This is a genomic window from Chryseobacterium sp. FW101-FHT12H09, assembly GCF_058790395.1.
In genome coordinates this window covers 351,596-365,281 of the sequence record NZ_JBYTCP010000003.1, presented here as the reverse complement: position 1 = coordinate 365,281, position 13,686 = coordinate 351,596, and the positions used below count along the sequence as shown (strand labels likewise).

Here is a 13,686-nt window from a genome sequence, read left to right as displayed (position 1 = left end):
ATGAGATTAAGTAACCGCAATAAGGCGCCGGGTTATAACTTTATTAATACGCTATTAATAATGATGTTAATGGGCGGAATTGTAGCCTTCTTTTTAGAAGAATATAGATTTGAAATTTTAGGATCAGAAAGCTATTTATTAATCATTATCCCATTGATGATGCTATGTGCTTTCTACCTTACAGGAAGACAGATCTTTGAATACGATAGCGATGGAGAAGCTCTCAATTTCAAGAACCGGAATATCCTTCCATTTTTGAGTAAACCGTTGAGTGATGAGTTTCCAAAGTATAAATTAATAAAATATGAAATAGTAAATCTACTTTTTATAAAAAGACTATATGTCACCATTTCAAGTAAGAATACAGGTTCAACAATGTTGAAGTATGAAATTTCTTATTTAACGACAAAAGAAGTAAACGATTTAAAATTTTCTTTAAATAAAGTAGTAAAAGCTAATAACGAGAAAAAACGTTAAAACAAATAATGACAGAAGAAAATTCGCATGAAGGTGAGAGCTTAAAGAAAGTTTCCGGACTTTATAAAGACTGGTTTCTGGACTATGCTTCTTACGTGATTTTAGATAGAGCAATTCCATCAGTTTATGATGGATTAAAGCCGGTTCAAAGAAGGATTATGCATTCCATGCGGGAGCTGGAAGACGGACGTTATAATAAGGTAGCTAATATTGTAGGGAATACCATGAAATATCACCCACATGGTGATGCATCAATTACAGATGCAATGGTACAGATCGGGCAGAAAGAACTTCTGATAGATACCCAGGGAAACTGGGGTAACGTTTTTACTGGAGATTCTGCAGCTGCTGCCAGATATATTGAAGCAAGATTAACCCCTTTTGCTCTTGAAGTTGTTTTCAATCCTAAAACCACAGAATGGTCTAAATCATATGATGGCAGAAATAATGAACCCATTGATTTGCCGGTAAAATTTCCTTTGCTTTTGACACAAGGGGTAGAAGGTATCGGGGTAGGACTGTCGACCAAAATACTTCCACATAACTTTAATGAACTGATCAATGCTTCTGTTGCTCATCTTAAAGGTAAAAAGTTCGAGTTGTTTCCAGATTTCCTGACAGCAGGATATTTGGATGTTTCGGAATATAATGATGGACATAGAGGTGGAAAAGTAAGAACAAGAGCCAGAATAATACAGACAGATAAACATACGTTAGTTATTTCTGAACTTCCTTTTTCTAAAACGACAAGCGACCTGATAGATTCTATCTTAAAAGCCAATGAAAAAGGAAAGATCAAGATCAAAAAAATTGAAGATAATACTTCAGATACAGTAGAAATTCTGATCCATTTGCATAATGATGTATCGCCAGATAAAACAATTGATGCTTTATATGCTTTTACAGACTGTCAGGTTACAATTTCTCCCAATGCATGTGTAATTGTAGGAGATAAACCAATGTTCCTGAATGTTTCCGAAATTTTAAGAATGAATACGGAACATACGGTTTCGTTATTAAAAAAGGAACTGGAGATCGAGCTTCATGAATTGCAGGAAAGCTGGCATTTTTCTTCACTGGAAAGGATCTTTATTGAAAATAGGATCTATCACGATATTGAAGAAGTAGAAACCTGGGAAGATGTTATAAAAACGATTGATATAGGTTTAAAACCTCATACAAAACATCTTTTAAGAGCGGTAACTGAAGAAGATATTTTAAAATTAACTGAGATCAGGATCAAGAGAATTTCAAGATTTGATTTAGATAAATTTAAAGAAAACATTGCAGCTCTTGAGGGTAAGATAGAGTTGGTAAAGCATAATTTAGCCAATCTTATTGCTTATGCAATTGAATATTATTTAAATATTCAGAAAAAATACGGTAAAGACAGACAGAGAAGAACAGAACTTAGGATTTTTGATACTATTGATGCGACTAAAGTGGCTGTGGCTAATGAAAAATTCTATGTCAACCGTGAAGAAGGGTTTATTGGAACATCATTAAGAAAGGATGAATATTTGTTCGACTGTTCGGATATTGATGATATCATTACCTTCAGAAAAGACGGAAGCATGAAGATCGTTAAAGTAGAGGCTAAAACATTTATAGGGAAAGACCTTTTACACGTTGCGATCTGGAAGAAAAATGATAAAAGGACGGTTTATAATATGATCTATCGTGAAGGTAAAGAAGGGCCATATTATATGAAACGTTTCTCTGTAACAGGAGTAACGAGAAATACCGATTATCCATTGGCTTCAGATAAAAAAGGTTCGGAGATGCTTTACTTTTCTGCAAATCCAAATGGAGAGGCAGAAACAGTTACAGTCCTTTTGAAACCGAATCCAAGAATCAGAAAAAATAAAATGGATATCGATTTCTCTGAATTAGCGATTAAAGGACGTGATTCTAAAGGAAATCTGGTAACCAAATATTCAGTTAAAAAGGTAGATCTTAAGGAAGAGGGTATTTCTACGCTGGCTCCAAGAAGGATCTGGTTTGATGACACGGTAAGAAGATTGAATGCTGATGGAAGAGGAACTTTATTAGGAAGCTTTAAAGGGGATGATAAAATCTTAACGATCAATTCTAATGGTGAAGCGAAATTAGTAAGTTTTGACCTTGGAAACCGCTTTGATGATGAGTATCTGATTTTAGAGAAGTGGCGACCACAACAACCTGTAACCTGTATTTATTACGATGGTGAAAAGGATATGTATTTCATTAAGAGATTTTTATTGGAAAATAATACCAATCCACAGAATTTCATGCCATCGGAACATAGCAAGTCATTTGTTGAAAATGTGATTGTGGCAAATGGATCTACGGCGGAAATTGTTTTTGCTAAGGAAAAAGGAAAAGAACGTGATCCTGAAACAGTGAATATCGACGAATTTATAATGGTGAAGGGTATAAAAGCGATAGGAAATCAATTCACCAAGTTTAAGGTAAAAGCGATCAATGTTGCTATACCGGAAATTGAAGAAGAGGAGCCGGAAGTATATGAAGAACCGGAACCTACAGAAGGGATTGATGAAGATGGAGGTATCATCGGAGACCTGTTTGAGAGTGATGATAGTGAAAATTAAACATTAAATTAATTATGAACATCTTAATATTAGTTATTATAGCTACCAGTGTCATCAGCTTTATTGCTTTTAATAACACTAGTATTTTCGAAAAATACAAGTTCAATGTAGGAGCGATTCAAAATAAAAAGGAATATATTCGTTTACTATCTGCAGGATTTCTTCATGCAGACATTATGCACTTATTATTTAATATGATGACGCTGTATTTCTTTGGACCTATCGTAATGGAGGGTTTTGGAAATATTGGTTTTATACTAGTGTATTTTGGATCTATTCTGCTAGGGAATATGTTTTCATTGTTTATCTATCAAAAACAACCTTGGTATTCAGCAATTGGAGCCAGCGGTGGAGTTTCTGGAATATTGTTTGCGGGAATTGCACTTATTCCTGATCTTAAAATATATATATTTTTTATTCCTATTGGTATCCCGGGGTATATTTTCGGACTTATTTATTTCAGTTATTCGGTTTACATGATGTTGAATCCCCGACAGCATGATAATATAGGACATGCAGCCCATCTGGGAGGGGCTTTTTTTGGTCTGGTATATGCGGTTATTAATCAACCGGCAAGAGCAATGGAAAATGTTTTATACATAGGTATTATGGCAGTTCCTTTACTTTATCTGAGTTATGAAATTTTTATAAGGAAAAGAATAGGATAAAAAAGTTATCTTTATATAAAATATCAAAACCAATGAACACAATTGAGTTAAATCGTTTTATCGTTATACTTATATATGGTTCATTGGTTTTGCTTTCTCTATTAAAACTAACCAATCCACTTAAAGTTAACACTAAAGCCAACCGTTGGTTTGGGATATTTCTTTTTTTGTGGTCAACTTTTTGGCTGGATGAAATTTGCTCATTAGTTAAAGGATCTGAGGTAGAATTTCATTCAATTCTCATTGTTCAGTTTATCCAGTTTCTGACACCCATTATGTTTTATTTCAGTGTCTTATTTTTTTCTAATCCCTCCTTTAAATTTAAGATTTCGGATGTAAAATATGCCATCCTCCCCATTATCTTCCTTGCTAATTTATTGTTACAGCGGTTTGGAAGTTTTGAGGACCAAAGATTGTTTGGATATGTATTTATAGGGCTGATCTTATTTCAGGCACTGTTCTATACAGGTCTTTCCTATGTTACCATCAGAAAACATCAAAAACGGATTCAGCAGTTTTCCTCAAATACAGAAGGGATTAATCTCAATTGGCTGGAGTATATCATTCTCATTATTTTTATCATCAATATTATATATGTTATTTATAACCTTTCCTACAATTCAACATCGCTGAATGCTTTCATTAATATAGCGTTCTTACTGGTTGTTTATTTTGTAGCCTTTTATTCTTTAAAACAAAAGGAAATTTATCCGGTTGAAGAGAAACAGCGTGAAGAGCTTATATCAATTAATACTGAAGATGAAAACGAAGAGGTAAAACGGAAGTTAATTTCTGATGATGAATTATTAAGAATCAAAACAGAGCTTGAAAAGATAATGGAAAAAGAAAAGCTTTATCTCGATAGTGAACTTAATCTAATTAAACTGTCCGAGCAGCTTTCTGTTTCTACGCATCATTTATCTTATGTGATCAATACAGGATTTCAAAAGAACTTTTTCCAGTTTGTCAATGAATACAGAATTGACCACGCTAAAAAGCTTTTAAAAAATAACAGCGCAAACAAGCTTTCCATTTTGGGAATTGCGTACGAGTCAGGATTCAATTCCAAGACATCTTTTAACACTACTTTCAAAAAATTCACAGATAAGACCCCTTCAGAGTTCAAAAAATAAGTTCAGGTTTATAAATTTTAACTTCCATTGTTTTTAATTGATTGATTTTTAATTGTTTATATATTTGTTCAAAATGTGTTCATGCATATAATCTGGAACAGAAAAAGTGCTTGATGAAGATACATTTGTACCATAATTTTTTGTTATGGATACCAAAGAATCATTCGCTGTAGTAACAGGAGCAAGCCTGGGATTAGGTAAAGCCTTCGTCGAACATCTTGCTATGAAGAAGATTAATGTCATTCTTATTAGCCTACCCAATCAGAACGTAAAGGAGCTTAGTGAAAGAATTGCTGACAGCTATGAAGTAAAAACACATTACTATGAGATTGATCTTTCTTCGAATGAAAATGTATTGAATCTTACAGAAGAGCTAAACAAATCTTTTAATATTCATATTCTGATCAATAACGCAGGATTAGGAGGAACACAAAAATTTGTGGATGCTACACCCGATTACATCAATACCATTCTACAGGTTAATGTTATGGCTACATCGATGATGACCCATCAACTGTTACCTAATTTATTGAAACAGCCTAAGGCTTATATTTTAAATGTTTCCAGTATGGCCGCATTTTCACCTATTGGTTTTAAAACGGTGTATCCTGCTTCCAAAACATTTATTCATTCATTTTCAAGAGGTTTGCATGAGGAGCTGAAAGACACCAACGTTTTTGTAAGTGTTGTAAACCCGGGAGCGATGAAAACAAATATAGATGTTTGCAAGAGAATTGAAAAACAGGGTTTTTTAGGGAAATTAACTTTATTAGATCCCAATAAAGTAGCTGCACGTTGTGTTAATCAATTATTCAAAAGGGATTCTGTGATCATGGTAAATCCAATAAGCTGGCTTGTTATGAAAATTTTGCCTATCTGGATCAAATTACCGTTGATGACAAATGCAATTAAAAAAGAAATAGAAGCATGAAAAAAGTTTTTGTGACCGGAATTACAGGACTTCTAGGAACTAATGTTGTTATAAAATTATTAAAAGATGGTTATTTTGTTATTGCTTTGGTGCGCAAGAAAAGCAGCTATTTGGGTGAAAAGAACGAGAACCTGAAGCTTGTTGAAGGGGATTTATTTTCTGATATTTCTTCATTTCTTCCGGAAATAGACAGCTTTATCCATATTGCCGCAGAAACCCGTCAGAATCTTATTCATTACAAAGATTATAAGAGGGTGAATTATGATGGAGTAGTAAATTTGTTTACACAGGCACAAGCTTGTGGTGTAAAAAGATTTGTCTTTATTAGTTCAGCTAATACTCTGGGGTATGGAAGCGAGAAAACCCCTGGAGATGAAAAGAACCCTCAACGTTATCCTTTTACAAAATCGATGTATGCTCAAAGCAAGCTGGAGGCAGAGGATTATTTGTTGCAACATACTGAAAGTACAAATGTCATTATTCTTAATCCTACTTTTATGATAGGGGCATATGATCATAAGCCCAGTTCTGGAAAAATCATCTTTTGGGCCTGGAAGAAGAAAGTAATTTTTTACCCTAAAGGCGGAAAAAATTTTGTTCATGCAAAAGATGTAGCCTATGGAGTTGTAAAAGCTATGGAACGAGGAAAAAGCGGTGAAAAATACCTTTTAGCCAATGAAAACCTAAAATATAAAGATTTTTTTAAAAAAGTAAACCATATTACCAATCAGAAAACAGTTATGATCCCAATTCCTGATACAATTCTGAGTATTCTAGGCTATATAGGAGATGGATTGAGAAAAATGAATATAAAAACGAACCTCTGTACTTCCAATATGAAAGCTCTGCAGGTTCATAATTACTATTCCAATCGGAAATCAATAGAAGAATTGAGGATTCATTATCAGCTTGTAGGCAAAGCGCTACAAGATGCTATCGAATATTTTAGGCTAATGAAAATAGATTGATTTTTAGGGTTGAGCTAAAGTCAATCTGAATTGATACAATTGCTCTTTAATAAAAATCATCCTAAAGAATCGGCTTTAGGATGATGTGTTTCTTGTTAATTCTTACTCGGTTTTTATTTTTTGAGTTACATTTTTATTCGAAATAACGCAGGATTTACTGCAGTTGTTAGAATTTGAGATGTTGACTTGTATCAATCCAGGCATTGATCTGTAGTCTTCCTGATTATAAGGAATCTCAGTTCCGTCTCTGCCTCCACCTTTAATATCATATCTTATCTGAGCAACTCCGGTAAACCCGTCAGCTGGTTTGAAAGAAAGTTTTCCCGTAGAGGGATAATAGGTCCAGGTGCCTTCATTGTTAGTGTAAACTCCACCCACAATATTTGGAATGACATTACCATTAATGTCCAAAAACCGGAACGAGTTGAAATCAATGTTATCATAAGAAGCCGTGGGAGGATTTTGTTCATTTTTTTTAGAATAAGCGGCGTCATTTAATAATGGCGAGTATATCGATTTTATTTTAGGACATCCTTCAAATAAATCATCTGTTACTTCAGCTGCATGAGGTTTACTTACGCCCAAATTTTTTAATAAATGTATATTTTTAGCAGCACCTGTTGAGGCTGCAAATCCAATTCTGAAAGTAGCAGGAGGAGAAGTATCCAATGTTCTTACCTGATTATTTTGCATGGCATTCTCCGTATATTTTAAAGACGTTGGATAATAATAATTGTCAACGATTTTCTCTTTAACATTACCATGTTGAATTTCTAAGGTAATATTATAACCACCTGAAGGATTAGGGACTAACGTTACATATGCTTTACGGAATCTTACGTCCGTATCACTTTGTGGAATTGAGTTTCCACCACTTTCTATATTGAACTGGCTAAAGTTTGGATTTTTAATACCTACATGCTTGCCGGTTTGAACATCCAGATAGACTGACCGGTTATTACTTGAAGCAGCCACATTGGTCGCCGTACTGTAGAGTAACGGATACCCATTGTATCCGGCAGGTTCAGAAGATGATAAATATTGATTTCCTCGTTTACCTCTCAAAGTTATATTACTGCGCCATCCGGCTATTGATACATCGGTAAGCCCATTCCTTGTTCTGTCACCCTGAAGAAATCTGCTTTTAAAATTTCCAAATTCATCCAGACCAATTCCCAAATAAGCCCCTCTCAGCCCTTCTAAATTTCCTCCCCATCTCGAAGTTCTCATAACATGACTATACCCTAATCCACCTCCGTAAGACCCAATATTGAGCTGTTCTTTAGGAATTGATCCATCGATTAAAAATATAGAGATACCATCTCCTCCATTGGAGCCTCCACCATAGATTACATATTCAAATTCAAATTTTATTCCTTGATCACTTTTAAATATTCTGTCGGCCAATATAACTCCACCAGAGATATTATTCACGCTTCTGGTCAGGCGTAAGCCATCGGTAGTAAAAGTTGCATCATTTTGAACACCACTTGTCGTTACTTTATAAGCTTCCTGAGGTTGTAATCCTTGGGTAAAGCTCACGAAATACGGATAACCTGTTCCTTGTTCGTTTTGAGCTCTGATATTTTGAGAAAAAATGAACAATAGAGAAATAAATAAAAGCTTATTGTATACTGAAATTGAGATATTTTTCATCATAACTCAATTATTTTACTACAAAAACAATATTAATAAAAGAGCAATCTGTTGCTGCTGCTCTTACATCATACGTCATGACACCTGTGTCCGAGATGGAGATGTTACTAAATACATTGGAATCGGCATCAGTTACATAATAGTAAAGGTCTTTATTAGACGGGAAAAAGGGAATAGATGCTGGTGCACTAGTACTTTTTGCTTTCGGAGACCCAAATTGATTCTTGTATAATGTATATAAATCCTTTGTTTGAGCATTGGCATTTTTGGAAGTATCAAAGGAAACACTTGGCATGTAAAACATTTTAACAGCATTACCACTGATACATAACCAATCCGGACTTGTAGGGGTACCGATATTCTGGCTTAAACATTTTTTGTCAGTATCATAAATTAGCAGTGAATTGGCCGGACTTGCAATGGCATTTCTTTGAGCAGTCGTGAGTCTGGGAATTAACACTCCTCGATTTTGACTGTAAATATCCAGAGCAGCACTGTTATCAGGATTAGGTGTGTTAATCCCAACCTGGGCTTGGTAAAATAAAGCAATAAATAAAAAAGCGAAGGATAAGAAATGATTTTTCATCATAGTGTAATTTATTTTTTGTTAAGGTTTGTGATCTATGAAATAATTTGTGTTTTATATATCAGTTTCTTTTAATAAAATAGCTTTGAATGGCAGAAAAAATCTACAACAGTTAGTTTTACTGCATAATATGATTTAATCTACGCCATACAAAAGTTGCTGTAGGAATTATAAGAACTTCTAAGAAGAGATTCTGTAAAATTCCGTTAAAAAAGAGTGAAAAAAATGTGAGTTAAAAGCCTTAATATGATGATATCAATATTGTCCGGCTGGTAAATAACTAAAATTCATACTTCTTGTGTTTGTTGCAAATATAGGAATAAATTACTTTAATCCCCTGTCTTTCAGATGTGAATTTTTATTTGGTTTAAATTTTAAATTAAAATAATTTTATGATTTAAATTATTATTTATATTACCTATTTAATAGATTATTTTTAATATCTGGAGTAGTAACGTTCTGAAATACTTTCATTTAGTGAAAAATAAAAATAAAAAACCCATAAAATTATTTTATGGGAATATTTGAATAAATTAATCTTTATTGATCCTTTAAACTAAAGAAAAATTATTTATTTTGAAAAATTTTCTAATGCTTCTTCAAGCACAGCTACAAAATTAATATGTCTTGTTTTGTTACTTTCAAAAATAAAATCTTTAATACTTTTACTTTCATATTTTTTAAAATCTCCAATAATGGCTAACGGCATTCTGTAATTAGAAAATTTTTGGAGTATATCACCTGCAATTTTTGTTTTAAGATCAAAAAAATCCGGTGTCATATTTTTTTCATAAATGATTAATCTGTCGAACCCCTGATAGTAAATATTTCCTAAGAGATCCAGACTGTCTTGAGCCGATTGTATAATAAGTTCATCAGTAACGATTTCTGCTATTTTTGTGTTATTAATGATATGAGTTTTAATTTCCATAGTGACTTAATTGTTTGATATCGATAACTTCATATTATCTAAAAATGCTGTAAAGGAAATGCATTTCCTTGGTTGCTAAAGGCAATGATTAAGAACGAAAGTTACTAATAAATTGTAGTATTAATTAACGAAATATTTGATGGATCTATTAATTCAAACGATAAATATGAAACAGAAAATGTACTATTTATTATTGAAATGTCTGTCACCATTAGTATTTTCAGGATCAATCAGTGATTTATTATAGTATGTTGCTGCTTCAAACTCTGTGATATTCATTGATAAGATGGGAATTTCAGGAAACATCTGATTAAATCGCTTAATGATCTGTTTTGATAGATTAGCTTTCTGCTCAATACTTCTTCCCTCCATAATATTTCCGAAAATATGAATGAAATTATTCTTTTCATCACCAAGTTTATAATATTTGAAAGGTGTAATTCTAACTTTAATATCATTTTTGGCAAAAAGCCCCGACGCTTCGGCTACTTCGTATACGGCATCCATTATTTCATGGGGAGATTTTATATTTAAAACCTCTTCTGAACAATCTATAATAAAGTGTGGCATAACGTTCGGAATTTTAATTAAAGATACGGAACTAAAAAATTCTGATTGTATTATTTTCTTCCAATAATAAACCGGTCATTCGCAGACAGATCCTTAACCAGTTGAGCTTCTGAAAAAAAGGAATAAAGTTCCAATGTCTCAGGACCAAGCTTTTGATTGATTTCTAAAAATAACATTCCATTTTCATTCAAGTGTTTTTTTGAGTCTTCTGCGATCTTCCGATAGAAGATCAAAGCATCGGAAGTAGGAGAGAAGAGCGCCATTTTAGGCTCAAACTCTTTCACAGAATCTACAATTTCAATTTCCTCTTCCATTCCAATATAAGGTGGATTTGAAATTATAATATCATAATTTTCAGTAAGTTCAAAATTCAAATAATCACCGTGGATAAAATTAATATCAAGTTGATGAAAAGCAGAATTCTTTTTTGCTGTTTCTAAAGCTTTTTCAGAAAAATCAATGGATGAAACGTTAGCTTCAGGAAAATACTTCTTTAAAACTAAAGGAATAACTCCACTTCCTGTTCCAATATCGAGAATTTTTAAATCCTGAGTATTATGTATTAAACGTTGAATTTTATCAATAGCTATTTCCAGTAATTCTTCAGTTTCAGGACGTGGTATTAAAACATTTTCATCTACAAAAAATCTCATTCCGTAAAATTCAGTTTCTCCTAAAATATGCTGATAGGGCTTATTGGTTTTTAATTCTAAAATAATTCGCTGAAGTCTTTTTTCATCATCAACCAATAACTCCTGATGTGAAAACCTTCTTTGCTGAAATGAGTCAAAACCTATAATTTTTTCAACGAAAATAGAATACAGAAATGTGCTTTCCGACTCTGTATACAGATCCTGAAGTTCGGTCTTAAAATATATCTTGAATTCTGATATTGTCATTTATCTTGTAAAAACCAATTTTGTATCAGTTGACTTATCTTCATCTATTCTGTAGCCGTCATAATTGAAAGCTTTTACATCATTAAGTGTTTTTGCATTAGTTTCGGCACAGAATCTCACAACCAGACCTCTTGCATGTTTAGTATAGACAACAATGGTTTTTAATTTTCCTTCTTTTAACTCATAGAAATCGAAATCAATTACCTTATGATTCAGTTTCTTTCTGTCAATTACCTTTCCATATTCGTTACTGGCTAGGTGAAGTAAAATTTCATTCTTTTTCATCTCCGAATTTAATTGCTCAGTAATTTTTTCACGCCAAAACTCATAGAGATTTTTATAGTGATCAAATTCAAAATGACGACCCATTTCCAGTCTGTACAGCATTACTTTATCCGAAGGTTTTAGTAAACCATATAATCCGGAAAGCATTCTGTAGTGTTTTTGCAGATAATCTATAGCTTTTTTATCCAAAGTTTTTGCATCAAGACCTCTATAGACCTCACCTGTAAAAGCAAACATTGCAGGAGCAGACTCTTTTGGTTTTGGATTTGATTTCCATTTTTGATTTCTTTCCCAGTTTTCATCCGCCAGTTTAGGAGAGATCTCCATTAATTCGGAAAGGTATTTGGGGGATTTATGCTTTAAAAAAGATTGTATAAATTCTGCATCTTCAATGAACTTGGGAGTAGTAGATCTCAGCAAATCAGTTGAGTTTTCTACATTCATTAATTTGGCAGGTGATGTAATAATTTTCATAATGTTAAAAAGAAGATAAGTGTTTAATATCAATAAAATTCATGATCATCAAAGAGATAAAATCATACATAAAATGACAGATAATAAGGATTTTAATATTCGAATATAATTTGTAAAATATAGCAAAAACTACTCCAATAAAAAATGGAATTACAACTTGGCCTATCGTTCCATACGTGCTATGGAGAATGCCAAATAAAACAGCTGACGCCAAGACTCCTAAAATCGGGCTATGGTATATTTTCTCTACTCTAGGTTGAATGTAGCCTCTCATTAGCAATTCTTCTACAACACCTGCTGTTAGGCAAATGGAAATGATGAGAAAATAATTACCCTTAAACAAAGATTGCAATTGAATAAGCTTATTACTGATTTGTTCCCGGTGTAAAGTCATAATGACAGCATTAATAAATGCTCCTCCGACCGCACAGATAAAATAAAGACAGACAACTGCTCCAATATAAAAGAATAAAGAATATCTTTTCTCTCTCCAAAGAAAGAAGGGCTCTTTTTCTATTACGGCATTATAACAAAAAATTAATGACATAATCATCCAAAGAACAATCCTACTGTAGAAAAAAACATGGGTATTAATGCTTTTAGAATCTGTGATCACATTTATCAAAGGGATTGAATAAAGCATTGCCAATGCAAGAAGCGTAAAAGCAAGGATTATTCCTAAAGAATATTTTCCATTAAGACTCATTTTAGTAAGCAATATCACCAATTAGATCATTCCTTTTCCTTGTCTTATCACTTCAGGCTCTCCGGAAGTAAGGTCAACGATCGTAGATGCTACATTATCACCATAACCGGAATCGATGACAATGTCTACTAAATGGTCGTATTTTTCAGCAATTAATTCAGGATCTGTAGAGTATTCAATTACTTCATCTTCATCTCTGATAGAGGTGGAAGCAATTGGGTGGCCTAACTTTTCAACAATAAGTTGTGGAATAGGATGGTCAGGAACACGAATACCGATGGTTTTATGTCCCTTATAGGCCAGAGGTACACTTTTATTGGCATCTAAAATAAATGTAAAAGGTCCCGGGAGATGACTTTTTAAAAATCTGAAAACAGAAGTGTCAATAGGTCTTGTAAAATCAGAAAGATGACTCAGATCATTACAAATGATCGAAAATTGTGCTTTATCAAGCTTCATTTTCTTTAATTGAGCCAGTTTTTCCATGGCTTTGATATCAAAAATATTACAGCCTAATGCATAAATAGTATCTGAAGGATAAATAATTAATCCACCGTTATTTAAGGTTTTAATGACCTCATTAATAAGATTTTCCTGAGGATTATCAGGATAAATTTTTAATATTTTTGCCATAAAACAAAGATACAAATAAATGAATAGTTTTCATAAAACTCCTTTATTTAAAAGAAAAATTAGGAATTTAAAAAAATAGTCGTACATTTGCAATCCAATATCGCGGGATGGAGCAGTAGGTAGCTCGTCGGGCTCATAACCCGAAGGTCATCGGTTCGAGTCCGGTTCCCGCTACTAA

At 33.0% G+C, this 13,686-nt stretch carries 14 protein-coding genes and 1 tRNA gene; 7 read left to right on the top strand and 8 right to left on the bottom strand.

The annotated features are described in order from the left end of the window. The 6 genes from AC3WRL_RS12385 (at window position 1) to AC3WRL_RS12360 (ending at window position 6,768) form a co-directional block, all read left to right on the top strand. The gene (locus AC3WRL_RS12385) at window positions 1-477 is read left to right on the top strand and encodes a hypothetical protein (RefSeq protein ID WP_214831346.1); all 477 of its coding nucleotides are present in this window, start codon (window positions 1-3) and stop codon (window positions 475-477) included. A gap of 8 nt (window positions 478-485) precedes the next feature. Then, window positions 486-3,068, top strand: coding sequence for a DNA gyrase/topoisomerase IV subunit A (locus AC3WRL_RS12380; protein ID WP_492330400.1), 2,583 nt, complete (start codon window positions 486-488; stop codon window positions 3,066-3,068). Between the two features lie 14 nt (window positions 3,069-3,082). Then, window positions 3,083-3,736, top strand: a complete 654-nt coding sequence (locus AC3WRL_RS12375; protein WP_492330399.1) for a rhomboid family intramembrane serine protease — start codon at window positions 3,083-3,085, stop codon at window positions 3,734-3,736. 32 nt (window positions 3,737-3,768) lie between these two features. Then, entirely contained in the window at window positions 3,769-4,869 is a 1,101-nt protein-coding gene (locus AC3WRL_RS12370) for a helix-turn-helix domain-containing protein (RefSeq protein WP_492330398.1), read from the top strand. Between the two features lie 145 nt (window positions 4,870-5,014). Then, window positions 5,015-5,800, top strand: a complete 786-nt coding sequence (locus AC3WRL_RS12365; protein WP_492330397.1) for an SDR family NAD(P)-dependent oxidoreductase — start codon at window positions 5,015-5,017, stop codon at window positions 5,798-5,800. Further along, complete coding sequence (locus AC3WRL_RS12360; RefSeq protein ID WP_261512487.1) at window positions 5,797-6,768, top strand: NAD-dependent epimerase/dehydratase family protein; 972 nt, start codon at window positions 5,797-5,799, stop codon at window positions 6,766-6,768. Before AC3WRL_RS12365 ends, AC3WRL_RS12360 begins: the two co-directional genes overlap by 4 nt. Before the next feature lie 102 nt (window positions 6,769-6,870). On the opposite strand, the gene AC3WRL_RS12355 is transcribed toward AC3WRL_RS12360, so the two are convergent. The 8 genes from AC3WRL_RS12355 to AC3WRL_RS12320 all read right to left on the bottom strand — a co-directional run bounded on the left by AC3WRL_RS12355 (window position 6,871) and on the right by AC3WRL_RS12320 (window position 13,508). Next, window positions 6,871-8,427, bottom strand: coding sequence for a hypothetical protein (locus AC3WRL_RS12355; RefSeq protein ID WP_492330396.1), 1,557 nt, complete (start codon window positions 8,425-8,427; stop codon window positions 6,871-6,873). 7 nt (window positions 8,428-8,434) lie between these two features. Beyond that, complete coding sequence (locus tag AC3WRL_RS12350) at window positions 8,435-9,013, bottom strand: phage tail-like protein (protein ID WP_492330395.1); 579 nt, start codon at window positions 9,011-9,013, stop codon at window positions 8,435-8,437. A gap of 568 nt (window positions 9,014-9,581) precedes the next feature. Next, entirely contained in the window at window positions 9,582-9,941 is a 360-nt protein-coding gene (locus tag AC3WRL_RS12345; RefSeq protein WP_261512483.1) for a DUF4180 domain-containing protein, read from the bottom strand. Window positions 9,942-10,124: 183 nt separating this feature from the next. Then, window positions 10,125-10,511, bottom strand: coding sequence for a 5-carboxymethyl-2-hydroxymuconate Delta-isomerase (locus tag AC3WRL_RS12340; RefSeq protein WP_492330394.1), 387 nt, complete (start codon window positions 10,509-10,511; stop codon window positions 10,125-10,127). Window positions 10,512-10,561: 50 nt separating this feature from the next. Then, window positions 10,562-11,410 carry a peptide chain release factor N(5)-glutamine methyltransferase gene (gene prmC / locus AC3WRL_RS12335; RefSeq protein ID WP_492330393.1) on the bottom strand — a complete coding sequence of 283 codons (849 nt, stop codon included), beginning with the start codon at window positions 11,408-11,410 and terminating at the stop codon, window positions 10,562-10,564. Beyond that, window positions 11,411-12,169: a peroxide stress protein YaaA gene (gene yaaA, locus AC3WRL_RS12330; protein WP_214831332.1), complete on the bottom strand. Its 759-nt coding sequence runs from the start codon at window positions 12,167-12,169 to the stop codon at window positions 11,411-11,413. A gap of 4 nt (window positions 12,170-12,173) precedes the next feature. After that, the gene (locus tag AC3WRL_RS12325; RefSeq protein WP_492330392.1) at window positions 12,174-12,875 is read right to left on the bottom strand and encodes a CPBP family intramembrane glutamic endopeptidase; all 702 of its coding nucleotides are present in this window, start codon (window positions 12,873-12,875) and stop codon (window positions 12,174-12,176) included. Window positions 12,876-12,896: 21 nt separating this feature from the next. Continuing rightward, complete coding sequence (locus AC3WRL_RS12320; RefSeq protein WP_214831330.1) at window positions 12,897-13,508, bottom strand: L-threonylcarbamoyladenylate synthase; 612 nt, start codon at window positions 13,506-13,508, stop codon at window positions 12,897-12,899. A 101-nt stretch (window positions 13,509-13,609) separates the two neighbouring features. Between AC3WRL_RS12320 and AC3WRL_RS12315 the strand changes: the two genes are divergently transcribed. Continuing rightward, window positions 13,610-13,682 (top strand) — tRNA-Met (locus AC3WRL_RS12315). The last annotated feature ends 4 nt before the right edge of the window (window positions 13,683-13,686 follow it).

Excerpts from the sequence above, each read along its gene's own strand:
- AC3WRL_RS12320 (WP_214831330.1), bottom strand. The coding sequence starts at position 13,508 with ATGGCAAAAATATTAAAAATTTATCCTGATAATCCTCAGGAAAATCTT.
- AC3WRL_RS12365 (WP_492330397.1), top strand. The coding sequence starts at position 5,015 with ATGGATACCAAAGAATCATTCGCTGTAGTAACAGGAGCAAGCCTGGGA.
- AC3WRL_RS12360 (WP_261512487.1), top strand. The coding sequence starts at position 5,797 with ATGAAAAAAGTTTTTGTGACCGGAATTACAGGACTTCTAGGAACTAAT.
- AC3WRL_RS12325 (WP_492330392.1), bottom strand. The coding sequence starts at position 12,875 with ATGAGTCTTAATGGAAAATATTCTTTAGGAATAATCCTTGCTTTTACG.
- AC3WRL_RS12375 (WP_492330399.1), top strand. The coding sequence starts at position 3,083 with ATGAACATCTTAATATTAGTTATTATAGCTACCAGTGTCATCAGCTTT.
- AC3WRL_RS12385 (WP_214831346.1), top strand. The coding sequence starts at position 1 with ATGAGATTAAGTAACCGCAATAAGGCGCCGGGTTATAACTTTATTAAT.
- AC3WRL_RS12350 (WP_492330395.1), bottom strand. The coding sequence starts at position 9,013 with ATGATGAAAAATCATTTCTTATCCTTCGCTTTTTTATTTATTGCTTTA.
- AC3WRL_RS12345 (WP_261512483.1), bottom strand. The coding sequence starts at position 9,941 with ATGGAAATTAAAACTCATATCATTAATAACACAAAAATAGCAGAAATC.
- AC3WRL_RS12355 (WP_492330396.1), bottom strand. The coding sequence starts at position 8,427 with ATGATGAAAAATATCTCAATTTCAGTATACAATAAGCTTTTATTTATT.
- AC3WRL_RS12380 (WP_492330400.1), top strand. The coding sequence starts at position 486 with ATGACAGAAGAAAATTCGCATGAAGGTGAGAGCTTAAAGAAAGTTTCC.
- AC3WRL_RS12340 (WP_492330394.1), bottom strand. The coding sequence starts at position 10,511 with ATGCCACACTTTATTATAGATTGTTCAGAAGAGGTTTTAAATATAAAA.
- prmC (WP_492330393.1), bottom strand. The coding sequence starts at position 11,410 with ATGACAATATCAGAATTCAAGATATATTTTAAGACCGAACTTCAGGAT.
- yaaA (WP_214831332.1), bottom strand. The coding sequence starts at position 12,169 with ATGAAAATTATTACATCACCTGCCAAATTAATGAATGTAGAAAACTCA.
- AC3WRL_RS12370 (WP_492330398.1), top strand. The coding sequence starts at position 3,769 with ATGAACACAATTGAGTTAAATCGTTTTATCGTTATACTTATATATGGT.